Annotated in this window: 15 protein-coding genes; 2 read left to right on the top strand and 13 right to left on the bottom strand. The window is 61.2% G+C overall.

All coding sequences use genetic code 11. The features are described 5' to 3' along the window. Positions 1-282: 282 nt before the first annotated feature. Together HRJ34_RS28895 and HRJ34_RS28890 are read left to right on the top strand one after the other, a co-directional pair. The gene (locus tag HRJ34_RS28895) at positions 283-2,643 is read left to right on the top strand and encodes a sensor histidine kinase (protein ID WP_208634633.1); all 2,361 of its coding nucleotides are present in this window, start codon (positions 283-285) and stop codon (positions 2,641-2,643) included. Beyond that, positions 2,640-4,643, top strand: a complete 2,004-nt coding sequence (locus HRJ34_RS28890; protein ID WP_208634632.1) for a hypothetical protein — start codon at positions 2,640-2,642, stop codon at positions 4,641-4,643. The genes HRJ34_RS28895 and HRJ34_RS28890 overlap by 4 nt, the downstream gene beginning before the upstream one ends. Before the next feature lie 31 nt (positions 4,644-4,674). Here the strand turns inward: HRJ34_RS28890 and HRJ34_RS28885 are convergent, their stop codons facing one another. The 13 genes from HRJ34_RS28885 to HRJ34_RS28825 form a co-directional block, all read right to left on the bottom strand. Next, the gene (locus tag HRJ34_RS28885; RefSeq protein WP_208634631.1) at positions 4,675-5,508 is read right to left on the bottom strand and encodes a nucleotidyl transferase AbiEii/AbiGii toxin family protein; all 834 of its coding nucleotides are present in this window, start codon (positions 5,506-5,508) and stop codon (positions 4,675-4,677) included. Next, on the bottom strand, positions 5,508-6,338 hold the full coding sequence (locus HRJ34_RS28880; RefSeq protein WP_208634630.1) for a type IV toxin-antitoxin system AbiEi family antitoxin domain-containing protein: 831 nt from the start codon (positions 6,336-6,338) through the stop codon (positions 5,508-5,510). Before HRJ34_RS28880 ends, HRJ34_RS28885 begins: the two co-directional genes overlap by 1 nt. Before the next feature lie 250 nt (positions 6,339-6,588). After that, positions 6,589-7,539 (bottom strand): LPD7 domain-containing protein, encoded by a 951-nt coding sequence (locus HRJ34_RS28875; RefSeq protein ID WP_208634629.1) that lies wholly within the window; start codon positions 7,537-7,539, stop codon positions 6,589-6,591. Next, positions 7,520-9,490 carry a type IV secretory system conjugative DNA transfer family protein gene (locus HRJ34_RS28870; protein ID WP_404947181.1) on the bottom strand — a complete coding sequence of 657 codons (1,971 nt, stop codon included), beginning with the start codon at positions 9,488-9,490 and terminating at the stop codon, positions 7,520-7,522. Before HRJ34_RS28870 ends, HRJ34_RS28875 begins: the two co-directional genes overlap by 20 nt. 7 nt (positions 9,491-9,497) lie before the next feature. Next, positions 9,498-10,502 carry a P-type DNA transfer ATPase VirB11 gene (gene virB11, locus HRJ34_RS28865; protein WP_024020093.1) on the bottom strand — a complete coding sequence of 335 codons (1,005 nt, stop codon included), beginning with the start codon at positions 10,500-10,502 and terminating at the stop codon, positions 9,498-9,500. Positions 10,503-10,505: 3 nt separating this feature from the next. Beyond that, entirely contained in the window at positions 10,506-11,723 is a 1,218-nt protein-coding gene (virB10, locus tag HRJ34_RS28860; protein WP_208634627.1) for a type IV secretion system protein VirB10, read from the bottom strand. A 5-nt stretch (positions 11,724-11,728) separates the two neighbouring features. Continuing rightward, complete coding sequence (gene virB9, locus HRJ34_RS28855) at positions 11,729-12,586, bottom strand: P-type conjugative transfer protein VirB9 (RefSeq protein ID WP_208634626.1); 858 nt, start codon at positions 12,584-12,586, stop codon at positions 11,729-11,731. Then, entirely contained in the window at positions 12,583-13,272 is a 690-nt protein-coding gene (locus HRJ34_RS28850) for a virB8 family protein (RefSeq protein WP_208634712.1), read from the bottom strand. Before HRJ34_RS28850 ends, virB9 begins: the two co-directional genes overlap by 4 nt. Positions 13,273-13,604: 332 nt before the next feature. After that, a complete protein-coding gene (locus HRJ34_RS28845; RefSeq protein ID WP_011950748.1) occupies positions 13,605-14,549 on the bottom strand; it encodes a type IV secretion system protein in 945 nt (314 codons plus the stop codon). Between the two features lie 14 nt (positions 14,550-14,563). Then, complete coding sequence (locus HRJ34_RS28840; RefSeq protein ID WP_208634625.1) at positions 14,564-14,782, bottom strand: EexN family lipoprotein; 219 nt, start codon at positions 14,780-14,782, stop codon at positions 14,564-14,566. Continuing rightward, on the bottom strand, positions 14,779-15,495 hold the full coding sequence (locus HRJ34_RS28835; RefSeq protein WP_208634624.1) for a type IV secretion system protein: 717 nt from the start codon (positions 15,493-15,495) through the stop codon (positions 14,779-14,781). Before HRJ34_RS28835 ends, HRJ34_RS28840 begins: the two co-directional genes overlap by 4 nt. A gap of 4 nt (positions 15,496-15,499) precedes the next feature. Then, positions 15,500-17,917 carry a VirB4 family type IV secretion/conjugal transfer ATPase gene (locus tag HRJ34_RS28830; protein WP_208634623.1) on the bottom strand — a complete coding sequence of 806 codons (2,418 nt, stop codon included), beginning with the start codon at positions 17,915-17,917 and terminating at the stop codon, positions 15,500-15,502. Further along, positions 17,910-18,245 carry a type IV secretion system protein VirB3 gene (locus tag HRJ34_RS28825; RefSeq protein WP_208634622.1) on the bottom strand — a complete coding sequence of 112 codons (336 nt, stop codon included), beginning with the start codon at positions 18,243-18,245 and terminating at the stop codon, positions 17,910-17,912. The genes HRJ34_RS28830 and HRJ34_RS28825 overlap by 8 nt, the downstream gene beginning before the upstream one ends. Between the last annotated feature and the right edge of the window lie 3 nt (positions 18,246-18,248).

Below are 18,248 nucleotides of genomic sequence, written 5' to 3'. Positions count from 1 at the left end.
TTGACGGTACCAATGACAATCTCTTCCCCCTCGCACTCCGGCTTTCGTTCTACGCAATGGTGGCGATCTAGCAACGGAAACCGAGAGACATCCATCATTGCGGGGACACTCCCAGGCAGCAAGTGTGGCGAACGCCGCCGACGTTATCGGCGAACTAGCAAATCCATCGTGTGTCACCGGCCAGCTCCCTACGCCATCCAGCTCTCCTTAGAAGGCAGCGGAACAGATTTCCTTGGCTGCGTTGGCAACCGGCTCTAGGTTGCCTTCAACGGGGGATCAGCTTTGTTTCGTATTACGGCCAGAACAGTATTAGAGCTCGGATCCGAGCTAATTAGCTCGGACATCATCGCATTCTACGAGCTTATCAAGAACGGCTTCGACGCGGGGACGAAAGCCGGCGTTGATGTGCGTTTCGATATCGCCCTTCCGCGGCGCGCCTATCTCAAGCTGGTCGAGAAGATCGGGGCGGGGGGCAGTGCCGAGGAAAACAAGGAAGCCGCGGCGGCAGCGCTTTTACACACGGCTAGCGATGAGGCGTTAGAGGGCTTTAGAGAAGCGATCGCGGCCGCCACGAGTCGGCGAAGCCTCCTCGACAATTTGGCAGAGGCCCAGAAGCGTTTCAACCGGATCATTGTGTCCGACACTGGCTCGGGCATGTCGCGCGATGATCTAGAGCGCAATTTCCTCGTGATCGGAACCGCTTCGCGGAAACGAGAGGTCGAAGCCGCACTGAAACGTGGCGATGCTCAAACCCCTTATCTCGGCGAAAAGGGTATCGGCCGCCTTTCTGCCATGCGTCTTGGTGAACGACTGCGTGTTGAGACAGCGCGAGCCGATGAAACCCATCTAAATCTGCTTGAAATCGACTGGCGCGCTTTCGGTGATGTCGATGCCATGCTCGATCAGATTCCCGTCGCGCCAACTGCAGGACCGGCAAAACCGTCTGAGACATGGTCTGGCACCTCTATTGTCATCAGCGACCTCACGGAAAACTGGACACAGGCCCGCGTTACCGAACTCACCGAAGACGATTTCGCTCGTTTAACCGATCCCTTTGCCGACGCCAGCACCAGGCCACGCATCGCGATATACTGGAACGGTGATCGCGTCGCCGTTCCGATCATGCCAACCGCCTTGCTAGAGGCCGCCCATGCCAAGGTCAGCGGAACTTATGAGATCATCGACAACGCACCGGTCCTGAAAATTGTAGCGGAGGCTCTGGATCTGGGTTTCGATCACCCTCAAGAGAAGCAGATGATCACCCTGACCGTGGATGATCTTCAGGGGGCGATCATCGGCAAAGAAGGGCATATCGAAGATAGCGCGCTCACTACGGTCGGCCCATTCTCGTTCGAGGCGCATTGGTACAACCGCCGCCGGCTTTCAGGGATCGATGCAATCGGCGAACAGAGAGCGGTTCGCGAGGTACAGGAACGTTGGTCTGGCATCCTCCTGTTCAGGGACCGCTATCGTGTATACCCCTATGGCGAGGAGGAAGACGACTGGCTCGAGCTTGATCGCCGGGCTCTGCGGCGTTCTGGTTACACGCTAAACAAAACCCAGTTCATCGGCCGCGTCAACATTTCGCGGATCGAGAACCCTTTGCTAGTCGACCAGACGAACCGGGAAGGCTTGCGCGTCACTCCGGAGCAACATGTTCTCCTCCAGGTGATTCGATATTCGATCCAGGATCTGCTGGCCGCCTTCCTGAAGGACGTCGAAAAACAGTACAAGCAGCAGAAGATCGATCTGAGCGACGCCCAGGAGCAGGTGACCCGTCTAGAAGACCGGGCAAAGACGGCCATCCGAAAGCTCAAACGACTGACACCGCCGGAAGGTGACGAAGCGATTGAAGACCTACAGCAGACGCTTCTCGAATTCTCCGAATTCGCCGCCAATGCCCGGCAACGTATCGCCGAGGTCGAGCAGGAAAGTCGGCAAATGATCGAGATGGCGGGCGTCGGTTTGATGGTTGAAGTGGTTGCGCATGAACTTGCGCGGGCCTCTGAAAATGCGCTCAAGGCCCTCGCAAGCCTGAAGGGTAAAGATGTGCCCGAACGGCTTCGCGCCCATTTTGCGACACTGCAGGCGGAAATGAAGAGCGTCAGCAAACGTGTGAGGATACTGGATCCACTCAGCGTTTCGGGGCGTCAGCGAACTGAGATTTTTACCCTCGACGAGCTTATCGCTGACACTGTTGAGGCCCATGAAGCCCAGTTCGGTCGCCATAAGATCAATATCGTTCTGGACAGACCAAGCCGCCCCGTTCGCATCCGTGCTGTCAAAGGTATGATCGTGCAGATTCTGGAGAACCTGATTTCCAATTCGGTCTACTGGCTTGATATGCGCGCTGATCGGGAGCCAAGCTTCAAGCCCGAAATCAAGATATCTATCCTGGGTGGCCCCCCGACGATCACCTTTGAAGACAATGGCCGAGGTATTGCGCCAGAAAACCGCGATCAGGTCTTCAAGCTGTTCTTTTCATTAAAGGACACCAGACGCCGGCGCGGCTTGGGCCTTTTCATCGCGCGGGAAGCAGCACAACATAATAATGGGACATTGTCGTTGGACGAGAACCCTTCACCCGAGACGGGGCGCTTGCATCGTTTCATTCTCGAGCTGCCTCTGGGGGCTGAACAATGAGCCTCGCAGATGCGCTTTCCGCCAACAACATCAAGTCGGCGCTGATCGTTGACGATGTCTGCGATGTTATCCCGACCGCTGCAGACCTCGGTACGGCGATTGACGATTGGTCTAACTTCAACGCCGATCTCCAGCCAGAGCACCGTGCCCGTATTGCCGAAAAATGCCCTGCGATCGCTCAAATGCGCTTCGATGAACAGATCAACGATGATCGATATGTAGCCGCTGTTTGGGAACTTAGGGAGGAACTCGGCGTCCTCGCTGAACCTGTCTTTGCGGGCTATATCCAGGATCAGGCGGGTGACGATCGGTACGTCCAACTTGCCAAGTCAAAACTGGAGGCTCTCGGGCTCGACTGCACAACGAGTGGGCGCGAGTTTGAAAAAGCGGCGGCCAGCGCAGACATCATTCTAATCGATCTGTTCTTCAGCAAAGCGCAAAATCCGCATGCGATGGATGAGTCCAAGGAACGTTTGAAGACAGCGCTCCATCAGCGGAAAGCCAATCCACCGCTCGTGATCCTCATGTCTCGCAGTCCCCGGCTTGAGGCAAAGCGCGAAGAATTCCGCGATGATGTCGGGCTGTTGGATTCCGCCTTCCGGATCATCAAGAAGGCGGACCTCGAAGAAACAGACAGGCTCGAAGTGCAGTTGGCCAGGCTCGCAGAGAATTCAGCAGATTCTCAAAATCTTGCCCAATTTTTTGCTGCTCTCGAAGCTGGGGTGACGGCGGCGGCCGACCGCACCCTCCGTGTGTTGCGAAAGCTGCGGCTCTCGGACATCGGGCAAATCCAGCAATTGCTGCTCAGCGCCGAGGGTGAGCCGACCGGCAGCTACCTTGTGGATGTGTTCGATCGCGTGCTGCAGCATGAAATTGAGGGGGAAAGGGGCATTATAGACGCCGCAATCGCGCTCAATGGCTTCGCTGCCGTCAATCACCCGCCACCTTATCTGGCAGGTTCACCCGAACTTCAGGAGCTTGTGCAAAAGCTGCTGAGCCAGAATGGGCAGAGGTTGAGATTGCCAGGTTCTCTCGATGCCATCGTTACGTTTGGTGACGTTCTGTTACTACCAGCCGGGACCAAAGCAGATGATGTAAAGGCAACGCTGATGGTCGATGTCGCTGATGACACCGCCCTTCTTGTTTTAACGCCAGTTTGCGATCTGCAGCGCAACGGTGCACCCCGTATACTTCTTCTCGTAGGATCTGTCCGGTCGTTGGCGGCCAGGGACTGGGAGTATGGCGAAGATGCACGCAGCCCGGCCCTCAAAATCGATGGAGAGTTGCGATGGATCAAGTGGAATCTCAAGCATATCGACACCGTCTCCCACCAGCAGTTGGAGGAGGCCCTGAAAAGCAATTCGCTGCGAATTGGCACAAGGTTGCGCGAAGCACATGCTCTGGAGTTGCAGCAGCGAGTGCTATCGGGGCTTGGTCGCGTTGGTCTGGTCGCCGCACTGCCGGCGACCTTTCCGGTAGATGTAGAGGCTTATTATGCTGGGTTAGATGAGAAGCCGAAACGGCTCGACGTTGCCGCGCTGAACGATGGAGCAGTTTGCTTCGTTGGCCGCGATGCGGATGGGAAGCAGGTGATCCGGCTCGTGCTGACTGAGGGAGGGGGGGATGGCGTCATCGATTCAATCGCCGCCATTCCTGAGAACGACGTCGCCGAGAAGGCGCGTACTGCTTTCAATCATGTTACCACTTCGGCAGATCTTCGCCGGATGCTGACAGGCGGGCTCGACCTGAAAAGTGTCACGTCCTCCGGATGGACACATATCCAGTCGGAGACAGGACAGGCCGCCGGGGCTCCGAAAATGGGGCTTCTGGCCTGGAACTATCAAATTACAGATGAGGTCTTGGCAAAGCATGACCTCAACAAGGCTGGCATCATTCTTCTCGTGAAGGACGCTAAGTCCGAGGTCGCGCCGGGGCTAGAGGACGTCATTCGGAACACGATGGCGGTTGAGAGTGGGATAGCGGCAGCAGCCAAAACCTAATCTTCTCCAAAGGTGAGAAGATTAGAAAAGTCTATTCCGGCAGATGGGCATCGCGCATTACACGCATGACCTCACGAAACACCCCTTCGAATGGCGGCAAATCGCTCATCTGCTGCTGCAACCGACCCGTCCAAAGCGTGCCTAGACGCTTTTCCTTGACGGCAATCGCGGCGGTCACGCCGTTAGGCGTACGTTCCCGAAGGGCGAGCTTCTGGCTGAACTCGGCAAGGTATTCCGCCGGACGGATGTCACGCTCATCGAGCAGATTCCAAAGGTCGTAGAGATCACGCGGCTCGGTGCGGGCCTTGTCCGACAGGGCCGCCAGCTTCTCGATGAAAATCTCCGCCAGACTGTAGGCCAGAATGGTCGGGCCATCCGGCAGATCGGCAAATTCCTCGAATGTCCGCAGGATCGGACGCTCGGCCAGCGGAAAGCAGAACACCTCATTGATCGTGATATCGACTTTCACGTCGTTGCGCGCGGGTAGCGGGCCTTTGTAGCTCAGATAGAAGGTGTGGGTGTTCTGATGGCCATGCCGGTCGGGCCGATCATAGGCCATGTTGATCCCCGACGCCGCCTCGACGATAGCAAAGATCTCGTTCAGGCCGGAGAGGATCGCGTCCAGTTCGATCGGCTTGATCAGCGAAAAATCGAGATCCTCGGAGAAGCGGTAATTCTCAAACCAGCAGCGGCGAAGTGCTGTCCCGCCCTTGAAGGCGAGAAATTCGCGCAAAGGATGCTGGGCCAGGCCGGTCAGGAACCAGGCCAGGCAATAATCGCGCTCGATCACCGCCTCGGGCACGCGGCGGCCGCGCGGCTTGAGAAGGCCGTTGGCGATACGGGAGAGATCGCGCTGGGGAATCATCAACTGCTCCGGATTATATCGAGTTCGTCGGGCTCGACGTTGAGTCGGATGCGCCATCGGGCCAGCATCCGGCCCTCATTTGGAAACAGAGGATCGAGACGCTGATAGGTCGGGGTCAACCGCGCGCGCAGCGGCTCTAATGCTGCTGCGTCAGCCAGCCCGTAAAATTCCAGCAGATAGCCCAGGCGGCGGATCACCGCGCCAACGCCGAGGCGAAGCGCATAGTCGATCATCAGTTCGACCCTCAGCGTATCGCGCTTCATCCAGAGTCCCTTGGCGACCTCCGTGACGCCACCGACATATTGCGGATGGTCGAGACCATCGATGATGGTCCGCTCGGGATCGCTGATCCGGACCTGCTCTTGGGGTGTGATCCATATCTCGGTCAGGCCGAAGAAGTCCTCCGGTTTGACGTCGACGAAGCGGAATTCATATCCGTGGATGTGCTGCGGGCGCAGGCGTTTGGCGCAGGAGACGACGATAGCCAACTGCGGTTGGGTGACCATGCGGTGCAGTTCGAGGGCGCTGCCGTGAGAGATGAAGTAGTCAGCGCCGCCAACCAGCGTTCTTGCGATGAGGTAGGGATCGCTCACATGCTCGGTGTCGCGGCCCCGCTCGAAGGGCACCAGATTATAGAGCCCGGGCTTGAGGCGCGTGACGATGCCGCGCGCTTCGGTGTTCGCGACGAGACTGCGTGCCGATGACGGGCTCAGACCTGTGATCTCCGTGACGTCCGCGAGAGAAAAGATCGGCTGACGGCGTTCGTTAAGTTCGACGATCAGCTGGGCGGCCCGAGGTCCAAGCGTCTTGAGATTATATCCTTCGCGCAATTTGAGCCTCGTTGAGCGATGTTCGGCACGGTCGATATAACAGCAATTATATTATCTGGCAAGATTGCCGCGCTATGCGGGACGGTTCGCGCGCATAGTATATCCGACAGGCTTAAGTTGCACCCCTCGTGGTTTACCAATCACAATAAATGTTCGTCCAAGCCGAACAAATGTGCCGACTCCTGAACCAGGAGCGATCGCCGGACCCGTTTGTCGCAGAGGGGCTACGGCACGAAAGACCGATTCCCAGTCACCGAGAGCGGCTGCGTTCCTGAGGTTTGGGCTCGCGACCGGGACGAGGGATGGGCGGCGTAGCTGGGTCACGGCCGCGGACCACATCCTGCCTGACGCTGGGGGCGGCATCCCTGACCATTGCCGGGCGGATGTTCCGGCCCGCCGCAATATGCGCATCAAGCTGAGTGCGGGCGACTGTCATCACCCGCGCAACCGCCTCGGGATTGTCGAACAACGTCCGTCGGATCACCGCTTCCATGACGCGCATCTGGCTATCCGCCGCCCGATCGTTCGGCGTGTTGCCACGATCGCCGCGCCGGGCATCCGATCGTTCTAAGCCACTGCCGTCGCTTTGGCGGCTCATCGCGGTTGACCCACGGGCGACATCGACGTCACGGGCTGCCATGGGCGCGATCGTATTGCGGCTCGTCTCCCCGCGCAGCCGGTCGAGCTCCTGGAGATCGCGATCGTTGGGCTTGTAGCCACGTACCTCCAGCCCCTTTTGACTAGCCTCGATCCAGACCGATCGCCGAAATTCTTCCGAGCCCGTGACGTGAATCCGATCCCAATTGCGGTGTTGTGCGATCGCTACCAAATCCTTGACGACTTCCTGGCTCTCCGTCGCCGTGACCAGACGTCGGCCCTGATCGCGAAACGCGGGATCCTTTGCTTGCGCCGTCGTGAAAAAGGCGGGTTCGCCCGACCATTTCGCCTTGTCGGCATAATAGCGCTTCCGCACGCTCTCCGGCACGTCGCCCGCCTCGAGGGAATGCACTTTGGGCGCAATTCGTGACGCACCGACAGCGCCGACATGACCAGGTGCTTCGGTGGGCCCGTCCTTTGGTCCCCCGGGCGAGGACTTTTCTGACGCAGCCGCCTTGCGCTGTTTGGCGTCGTCGAGGCCAACGCTATTGGCACTAGTCCGCGCCGTACCGGGTTGCTTGGAATCATTCTCTGCCATGGTCATGCCTCTCGGTCACAAATTCTGGAGATGGGGCACCCGCGCCCACGGGCTCGAGAACGGCCCGGGCCGTCATCGCCGTGACAAAGGCGATAGCAGCCTGTTCGTCGCCGGGCGGTGGTAGATCCACCATGTCGCCCAGAACCAACATGTCATCGGTGATTTCGGCAAAGCCCGAGAGTTCGTCACCGGTGAGCGCGCGCATGACAGGTTCCGTCCGCTCTGCCGGCGCGGTTGCTTGGCCGTCGTTCAACAGAGCAGCTCTCTTCGCGCTAAGAGCCTGCGCCAAAGGATCACTGCTGCTCGCCTCGCCTGCCAATTTGGCGGCTGACGACACGGCGTTGATCGCGATCGGACGGGGCGCGACCTTGGGTGGGTCACTAATCCGGCTCGTGAAGCGCTTCGAGCGGAAATACTCGATCTTGCGGCCCCTGACGGGCGGAATGCCACCGCGCAGCAGCAGAAGGTCGCCCTTGGGCATCTGCATCAGTTCCTGCGGCATCATCAGCGCGCGGCGCTGGTCTGATTCTGATATGCTGCGATTGGCGAGCAGGCCATGAATCGTCCGGCTCTTCGATTTGACGTTCATCGTGAAATAGCCAAGCCGCTCGGAGAGTTCGTTGGCGACTTTCAACTCCTTGGGCGTGAACACGATCTCCAGTCCGCAATTGGCAATGATCTCGTCGGTGACGTCCACGCCATAGATGCCGCGGGGCTGGGAACGGCTCTGGATGACTGGCAACAGGCGAAGCCCGTATCCTGCGACGTAGGAAAAGGCCGACGCGATGACCGGCGCCTTGCCGAGGCGGGCGAATTCGTCGAGCAGAATGAGCACCGGCACGCGACCGCCATTCTCGGGCAATTCCCGCGTATTGAGATCGATTAGCTGCTGGAGGAAGAGGTTATAGACGGGCGCGATGCGGTCGATGTTGTCCGGTGACACCCCAAGATAGATCGATATCCGCTCACGCCGGACCTGACGCAGATCGAAATCGGTCTCCGACGTCGCGGCATCGACATAGGGGTTGAGCCACAGATTGAGCTTCGATGTGATCGTCTGTTTGATACCGGAGAAGGTGTTGTCTGACGCGGAGGTGAAGTCGCTCAGCGCCGACACGCAGGCCTGGCTCAGCCGCTGGCCGCGGCGCTGGGCCTCTTCGACGACTTTGGGCAGTTCGACCTTGGGGTCGCCCGTCGTCAGTCGCCGATAGATTTCGCCAATCGTGAAGGGGAGGGCGGGATTGGCTGCGACGAGCGCGCCGACGCCGACAAAAGCGGCGCGCGCGGCTTCCGCCCAGAACGGATCGGCCTTTTCCGGCGCTGGAAACAGCATGCCGCCGATCTTCTGGAGTTCATTGATCACATCGGTGTCGTCGAGCCGGTCGATGAAGCTCAAGGGATTGTAGCGGGCGCTTCGCCCTTCAGGATCGAGCGGGTCGAACAGATAGACCGCCTGACCATGCCGTGCGCGAAAACCAGCGGTGATGTCCCAATTCTCGCGCTTCACGTCGAGCACGACCACCGAGTCTGGCCAACTCAGGAGATTGGGGATCACCACGCCGACGCCCTTGCCGGCGCGTGTCGGTGCCTCGAGCAGGACATGCTCGGTGCCGCCGAAAACGAGATATCGGCCGCCTTTCTGCCCGACGATGATCCCACTGTTGCTGCGCAGATGTTCGCGCCGGATTTCGCTTTCACGCGCAAACCGTGCCTCGCCATGGAGCGTGCGCCCTCGCTTCAGGATGATGAGCAGGATGACGAAAGCGATGGCGCCGCTGACCAACGCACCGCGCTCCAGCCACAGATGAAGCAGTGGATCGCTGCGGTAATACCAGAGCCATGCCGGGATCGCCGAGATCTGCATGCGCGGGCCGATCTGGTTCAGACCGACGAGGGCGACCAGCACCGCGCACAGGGCGCATGCTAAAAAGGTCGCCGCGATCAACCCCGTGACGATGGCGACCTTAGTGAGCGGTCGTGCGTCCGACAGCCGGATCAAAATACACCTCCTCGACTTCGAATTTTCCGGCGCGCTTGCGGGTCTGGACGACGACGTCGACGAGCATGTGCAAGAGCCCACGGATATCGTCGCGGGCCAGATCGCGGCCGCCCTCGGATTCCTTCACCAGCAAGGTAAGCTGCTCGAATGCGCCCATCGCCGAGCCGGCATGGACGGTCGTGATCGAACCCGGGTGCCCCGAGTTGACGTTGCGCAGATAAAAGAAGGCGGTGCCGTCCCGCAGTTCCTGCAAGAGGATGCGATCGGGCCGCATGCGCAGCGCACTCTCGAGCAATTGCTTGGGGCCCACCTTCGCCAGCCCCTGTCGCTCGCTCGAATAGACCATGTGCACGACATTGCGATGCTCGACGACGAGCTCGCGCGTATCCTCGATCGTGAGTAGCCGCTCGTCCGGCGGGATCAGCTGGATCAGCGCCTTGGCAAAGGTGGTCTTGCCCGAGCCGGTCGCGCCGCTCACCAGAATGTTCTTGCGGGCGGCAACGGCCGTTCGGAAGAAAGCTGGCCAATCGCCGACATCGCGCTGCGCGATCAGCTGCGCATCGACTTCGCCAAGGCCTTGCGCGGCGGCGCGCGTGCTCGTGAACAGACCCGAATCTGCGAGCTGGTCGATCGCGAGGGTTACGCGCGAAGGCTTGCGGACGGTGAAGGACGGCGCGCCAGTCGGCGTCACCGAGGGAATTACGATCTGGCAGCGCTCGCCCCCTGGCAAGATGGTCGAGCAGATCGGCGTCTCCGCATTCACGTCCTGCCGGGTGAAGCTTGCCGCTGCGACGGCGAGCGTCGCGAGCCATTCGCTATCGAGCTCGGCGACATTGTGCCAATGCCAGCCCAGATGGTCCTCAATGCCGACCTCGCCGGGCTTGTTGATGACAAGCTCCGTCACCTCGACCGGCTCCAGCAGCGGCAAGATCGGCGCGAGATAATGGCGTAGGACGGCGGTATCACTCACGGGTCAGCGCCGCAGCTCGAGATTGTAGACGTCAGCGAAGTTGAAGTCCTTGGCCACGAAGATCCCGACCTCTTCGCCTTGGTTCTTCTTCAGCACCGGACGGATGTTGATGCTGTTCTGGAGCGCGATGCTCGCCCCCTCGCTCGGCGTGCGCGTGGTGTTGTTGAAATTGTTGCTCCCGCCGGCGACGGACTGCCCGGCGATATAGGCGGCGTCGTCGACCAGCGAGAGCAGCAGTGCGCTACCGAAGCGCGCCCAGAAAAAGGTGTCCACGGACCCTGCGATGCCTGCGCGGCCAAGGGCGTCCGACCCCGGTGAAGCCAGGTCGATGCGCACGCCCTGCGGCGTGACGGCGCGCGTCCACAACACGAACAGGCGGTTCTGCCCCTGCTGGATGCCGCCATGATATTCGCCGAGGACTTTGGTGCCCTTCTCCATCAGCACGACGCGGCCATTCTCCGAATAGACGTCGCGCGGAATCAAGCACGACGTGTAACCGGGCTGCGCCGAATCCATGGCGGTCTGAAGAATGCAGGGGATCAGCGTGCCGGCGGTGACGAGATAGTTGCGATTGGGCAGCATCGAGGCACGCGCTTCGCCAACGGCCGAACTCTGACGAAGCGCATCGAGCGCATTGGGCGCGCTGCGGGCGGTCGGATCGGACGAGCCGTCGCCAGCTATGCCCGCATTGCCGGTGTCGGAGCCAGCCCTGTTAGAACCCGCTGGAGCTTGGAGCGCGTCGCGGCCGCCATAGGCGATCAAAGTTGAACGACGCGCCTGATCGGCCAGGTTCTGGCGCGTGTTCTGTGGTGCCGCCGCTGGCTGCGCTCCAGGCTGCATCGCCGGTACGATCTGTCCATCGGGGCCAACGGTCGGCGGAGGATTGAGGACAGGCGCGTTGGGATCAGCGCCCACGGCGCCGAGTGGCTTGGGTTTCGCTGCGACAGCATCATATGCGACCGTTTCGCGCGCCGCGAGATCCGGTCGTTTGGCCATTGCTTCGGGCTTTCCCATCAAACTCGAGCCGGTCTTGCTCGGTCCCGAATTCACCCACAAAATGCCGAGCACCATCGCCGTCCCGGCGAAGATCAGGGCGGTATTCCGCTTTGCCGGTGTGATCCCACCGATCGGGTCGATGCCGCGCTCGCGGATGATTTCGTCGCGTTCGGGTGTCGGATCGCCCTGCGGGCGGCGAGGGGCCTCGGCCGCAATCTCGTCCATCGCACTCACTCCTTCGGGTCTTGTATGGTGCGCTCGACATGCGGCGATGCGGTGTTGGTGCCGTGATCGACGCCATAAGGTGTCGGCGCGAGATTATAGATGCACAGCACCTCCCGGTTCCGGCGCAGGCGCAGTTGAGCCGCCACGGCGTGGACGACCACGAACTCGTCGCGGACATCAAACGGGACCAAGGACTCCGAGCCGTCCGGTCGCACCAGATAGATCGCCGGGATTTCATGGTTGCCGGGGAAACGCAAGACCGTGAACTGGCCATTGTCGGAGATCTCCGACGGCTGAAGGTCGCTCGCACCCTGGACCTTGTAGTTCAGATTGCGCGGTCCATCGATGACGCCATGGTCAAGAGCGCCCCGAACGGCGCTCGCCTGCAGCGCGGCAACGCGCTGCGCCTCCTGGGTGGCGCGCATGCGCGCGGCACGATCGGCCTCATCGCGCGGGTAGCGAAACCGAACCTGGAAGAATGTGTCGCGGCTCCCGCTGCCGATCGGTCCCCGGCGCGCGGTCAGCTCGAAGGCGTAGTTGCGCAGTTCGCCCCCGCGATTGGTTGTGACGATGAGGTTGGTCGGTCCCGCCCGCTCGCGGGGTTTCAGGAACAGGATATGACCGGCAACCGCCACTTCCCATGAGACGGTGTCGCCGAGCGCGACATGTTCGATCGTCTCGTCGGCCCCAAGCACTACCTGGGTCGCCGTCCGAAATGTGCCGACGATCCGGTAGACCTGGGTCTCCTGATATTCGACGAATTTCACGCGCGGATCCGCCGGCCCACCGCGCGGGGTGTCCTCCGCCAGGGCGGGTGTCGCTATAACGGCGAGAAGACTCGCTATGGAGAGAAGACGGTTCATCGCACCACCTCGGGGTCCGCGCGGTAATTCTCGACCTGGAACCCCAATGGGTTGCGATAGCGGTCGCCCTCCGCCATCGGCGCATTCGTGTACCGGAAGGTGACGGTCGCTATCCAGTCGCTGCTCTGAGTGTCGGTGTCGGTCTGCACCGTCCGCGTGAAGCGGACGTTGGCAACACGATCGTTGATGAAGGCGATATTGCGCACGCGGGCTTGGACGACCGCACCCTTGGCCCAGACGACCTGTGGGCTCGCGGCGTTGTTCGAGCTGAAAAATCGGCCCCAGCGCTGCTGCTCGCCTGGTTCGGACAAGATGGTGACCGCCCGGAAATTCTCCTCGGCCGCCGCGGGCAACCAGCTTTCCCGCGTCCGGACATATTGCGCGAGGAAGAATTTCGTAACCGCTTCGTCATAGCGCATCGGCTTCTGGGTGAGGGTGGTCTGCACATCGACCGCGCCCGTCGTCTGATTGACACGAATAATGTACGGCATGACCGTCTTCAGCGGGGCCAGCCCCGCGAGTGCAAAGCCCTCCGCGGTCGCGGCAAGCAGCCCCAGGCCGGCCACGACCCAGGCGATGCGTTCGGATCGTAACGATTTGCGCTGACGGTCCTGATCCCAGGATCGGGCATGCCCGAAATAGAGTTCAGCGTCTTTTGCCGGCACGCCTTCGGTCTGGTTCCGCATGATCAGCAACTCCCAAAGGTGCCGGGGGTAGCGCGCGCGGACGTCTTCTCGGCAAGCGGGGCGGGAACAGGCGGGGCGAGTGCCGGCATCAACTGGCTGTTTGATCTGCGGCACGGGCGGCGGGGCAGGGGGTGCGACGATTGCCGGGAGCGGCGAACCCGGCAGCACGCTCCCGTAGATGTTCACCTCGCGCAGATGTTTGCCGTTGCAGACGGGAAGTTTCTTTGGCCCCGATGCCCCTTGGGCGAGTGACGGGATCAGTGCGATGACGACGGCTGATCGCCGGAGCGCGCGGACTATCGTGGTTGGTCTCGTCAAAGGGTCTTCCTTCCTCATGCGCGGCTCACCGAACCACCGCGCTGGGCGGCACGTTCGAGATTGCGACTGTTGCGAGCGCTGCGGCGTTGCTGGAACGGTGCCGCCATGGTCCCCCAGGCCGAGCCGGCAAAAGCGCCGACGCCGGCCGCAGCGCCCCCCGCAATGCCGGTCGCGATCGACGGGGCCTGAAAGAAGAATATCGTCCCAAGGAAGATGTAGACCGCAAACAAGACAGCGCCGATCGTCACGTCCGGCGTGCCTTCGGCCGCAGTCAGCGCCGTGGCACCAAGATCGGTGATCAGAGCTGTGATGGCGATGATCACCGCCATTAGGACGATGTAGTTGAATACCTGCCCAAGCCATCCGTAGAAGAAGCGACGCGTGGTTTCGAAGAGCGATAGCGCTATGAAGATCGGACCAAGCGCGATCACGACGGCGAGCGCCACCTTCGCGAACACGGTTATCGCAAATCCGATTGCTGCGGAGAGGCCCGCCAATCCGTAAATCGCCACCGCCAGCGTGAGCAGAACGAGCTTCCACGGATTAATGTCGAGATAGGTCGCGGCTTCGGTTCGGATGATCAAAACGAGGGAATCGACCTGACCAAAATAATCGTCGAACACCGAACCGACGCTAGTGATGGTCTTGCCCGCCAGCGCCTGTGAGATGGCGTCCGGCATCCCATGAAAGAGCGGATTCGTGATCCACTCGGAGTAGGCGACGGTTGTGGCTGCAACATAGAGGAGGCAGAGCTTCACCATCCGGTAGACCAGCTCGCCCCAAGGCTCGCTGACGATACCGCGCATCACCATATAGCCGAACAGCGCGATGTAGATGACCAAGCCAAGCGCCAGCGGTCCCCGCACGACATCGATGACGTTGTTGAGACGCTCGTTCAGGAAAAGATCGAGCTTCCCGTCGATGTTGGTGTAGATATCCGCGAAGAGTGTGGACGCCATGGCCAATTGCCCGCCTATTTGTAACCCAGCGAACGCTCGAGCTTGTCGGCGTTCTCGACGTCCTTTGCGTTGCTGCATTCCTGGGCATCGGTATGGGTGCCGTTGGCGCACGCGGCGAGGATCTCAGCGCGTAACTTGGGATCGGACTTCAGGTCCGCCTTGCCGATCGGCTGCCCGCAACCACTAAGGAACGTGGCCGCCAGAACTGGGAGGGCCGCGGCGATCCCCTTCACGGCCGGCTACTCAGGCTCTGCTGAAGCTTGGCGAGGCCGGTCTCGTCATCTCGCTGCGAACGCAGTCTCGCCTCGGCGGTCTGCCGCATCTGAAGCGCCTGAAGCTGGACCGCATCGTTCTGGATATGCGCATTTTCCACGCCAACACGGGCTTGGATATCCATCACGTCCTTCGCGTCCGACGCGGTGTCCAGCGACGAACGCAGTTCCTCGAGACCCGTCGTTCTCTGGGCGGTGACGCCATATGCTGCCTCGGCAATGGCCGCGTCGCGCGCCGCCATGTCGCCATTGCGAGAAATGGAATCGCGGTTCGAGCGCTCGAAAGCCGTGGCGCCCGGGCGAAGCTCGGGAAGCTCGACACGATTGCTGCTGCGGATCCGATCTGCGGCCGTGCCAAGGCTGCCAAGCCCCGTCGTGTTAGAGGACATGAGGCGCTGAATGTCCCGGGCTTCGCTTGGCAAGAGGTGGCGAACGGCGTCGGTGTTCAGGGACGATGCAATCTGATTGACGTTCGTCAGCTTGTTGACGCTGTTGAACATCTCGGTCGCCTGGGAAATCTGCTGCTTTCCCTGTTCGATCATCGACAGGGTGTTCTTCACCGTCGAGAGGGTCTGCAGGAACGTGCTGGAATCATAGACCGGGATGCCCTGCGCGAAGGCCGGCACGGAGATCGCCAATCCGCCGACAACCGCAAGCGCTCGTAATGCTCTCATGATCTTATCCTTTCCTTCTGGTGGTGGCACGGCGGCGCTCGTGAAAGACGGGCAGCCAGTGGCTGGGATCGTCGCCATGCTCGCGGCGAACCTGATCGAGAATTCCGACGGTTTCGGTGGTGCCCGAGAGGACGGCCAGCTCGTCGGACAGGCCGCCGAGATCGAGCTCCACCACGATGGAATCGTGACCCTGCTTGACCAGAAACCGCCGACTTTCGGGGATCAGATCGTTTCTGATGAGCTTGAATTCGGCTCGGGTGAGGCCGAGTCCATCGATATAATCGACCTCCCGGCCATGGGGGTTAGGCAAAAGGATCTTGGTGGCGACCTGCTCCATTATGCTGTGCGAGATATCCGATCGCAGAGCGTCAGCCGGGCTTTGCGTCCCGAACACCAGAAAGGCATTCTGCTTCCGGTAGGTCTTCAGGCCATCCTGCGCGAAGGCGCGGAAGGCATCATCGCCCAGCGCCTTCCAGAACTCGTCGATGTCGATCACGAGGCGACGGCCATCGAGCAGGGCATCAATCCGGTGGAACATGTACATCATGAGCGGCGTGCGGATCTCGGGATTGTCGAGGAAATCCGTCATGTCGAAACCGATGAACCGAGCCTCGAGGGTCAAATCGTCCCGGTCATTGTCAAACACCCAGCCAAGTGCGCCGCCGCGCGACCATTTCTCAAGCCGCGCGCCGATCCCTTCCGGATCGCGCTGTCCGAGCAATTGACGAAGCGCCAGGATGGACCGCTCCTCCGGGGGAAGGCGTCCGATGGAGAGGATGCCCTCGTCGATCATCCGCTCCTGCGTGACGCCGAGCTGGGTGCCCGAGGGGGTCACCAGGTGACGGATCAGCCTGCCGAGGAAAACGATGTTGCCCGGGGTCTGCTCGAGCGCGCGCAGCGGCGCAAACCCGGTCGGCACGCCATTGCGCAGCGCCAGATAGGTGCCGCCGGATGACCGCACATAGATCTCGGCCCCTCGGTCCTTATCGATGAAGATCTGCTGCGCGCCGGTTTTCTCCAGCTGCGCCATCAGGAAATTCTGGACGACGGTTTTGCCGCCGCCCGACGGGCCAATGATCAGCGTGTGGCCAAGGTCGTTCACATGGAAGTTGAAATAGAAGGGCGACTGGGCCGCGGTCTTCATCAACGCGATCGCGGCGCCCCAATGATTGCCATCGGGCTTGCCGGCCGGGAAAGTGTGGAACGGGGAAAGCGCGGCAAAATTGCGTGACGTGATCGCCGCTGGCCGCGCACGCCACGCGAAGTTGCCGGGAAGCTGCGACCAGAAGGCGGCCTCCAGCGCCGGACCCTCCCGAGCAGCCACCAGACCCGCGTCGGCGAGCGCCGCCCGGGCGGTCGAGAGATTTTCGGCCAGGCGCTTTTGATTTTCACCGAAAACCGCGAGCGAGAAATGATGCTCGCCCAGGACAAAACGATTGCTCTGCAGATCGTCGGCCGCGTCGGCCAGTTCAAGCGCCTGGCTTGCAGCGGCATCTTCCGTCGAGGCCATCTGGTTCTGACGACGGCGCAGGCGCTCCGAAGCCCGAGCCTTGCCCATGAACGCGAAGGACTGCGTCACGACGAACGCAAAATCCTGGCTGAGCAGCGAGTTCATCTGGCCTGGCCGCGTCATCGCCGGATATTCGCGGATGCCGAACAGGCCGACGAACCGGCTCGTGTCATGCGCCCGCACCTCGACTGTCTCGCGGCCGAAAATCACCCGTTCCCCATAGATGGCGGAGCCGAGATGGCCGCGGACCAGGGGCACTCTGCCAGCGCGGCCCATCATCACCAGTTCGAGCACCTCGAGCGGCTGTGAGAACATCAGGCCATTATGCTCGTACAAGTGGAGGCGTTGGGGCCGACAGCGTGCGAGAAGTTTCTCGATGTCACGCGCCTTGTCCTCGAAGCGCGCAAGCTCGTCCTCGTCGACTTCGGTCCCCTCCTTGCGTGCCGATGCCAGACGTCGAAGCAGCACGCCGGTGCGATCGGCCGATCCAACGGATGGACGCATGATGAGCGTCAGGTAGAGCTCGTTGACGAACATGCGCTTGGCGGTCACCCGCGCCCGGTATTTTGCATCGAGATCGGCCGCAAAGGCCGAGCGAAACTCGCCTTCGGGATAGTCCGTGATCGGCCGGCGGACGATATGCGTCCAGATCGCGAGGCGGTCGTCGGCGATATTGCGCAGCGTGCCGTTGAGCTTTTCGTGCCAGTCGTTGAGATGGATTGGGTCGGCCGTCTCGAATGCGAGGCCGTCGAGCTTGAACATCATCATGAGGTCGCGCCCGTCGAGCGCGATGACGTTGTCGTCGATATGACGCGCATAGGGGAGATAGCGCGCGGGGTCCGCCTCGTTCTTGAGGATCCGCCACGGCGTCGGGGCGGCAGCGCCGCCCAACGAGCTGGCCCGGCTAGCCATGCGCAAAGCCCCGGCGTTTCGCCCCATCGATCGGCAGGGGGGAGTAGGAGCTACCGCCCCACCATCCTCGGTTGCGGCAGCGTGCCTTTGTCATTGTCCAGAGCCACAGGAGGCGGAAGGCGTTTGCGTCGTGCCGCACGATCAGCCGGGCTATGGCGAGAAAGGCCCCGGCTAGCGCAAAAGCGTAAAGCGGGTTGCCGGTGACGATGAGCGTCAGGCACGCCGCCAGCGCGATCGGCAGCGACGCTTCGATCGGAATGCCTAACCACATCGTCGGCCGGGTCACGGCCAGGAAGAGCGCTTCTTCCCTAAGCTTTTCGTCGTCCATCCC

It is taken from the genome of Rhizorhabdus wittichii (assembly GCF_017607425.1).
GTDB classification, from domain to species: domain Bacteria; phylum Pseudomonadota; class Alphaproteobacteria; order Sphingomonadales; family Sphingomonadaceae; genus Rhizorhabdus; species Rhizorhabdus wittichii.
Note: the sequence above shows the minus strand (reverse complement) of the source record. Positions and strands in the feature narration are given on the sequence as shown.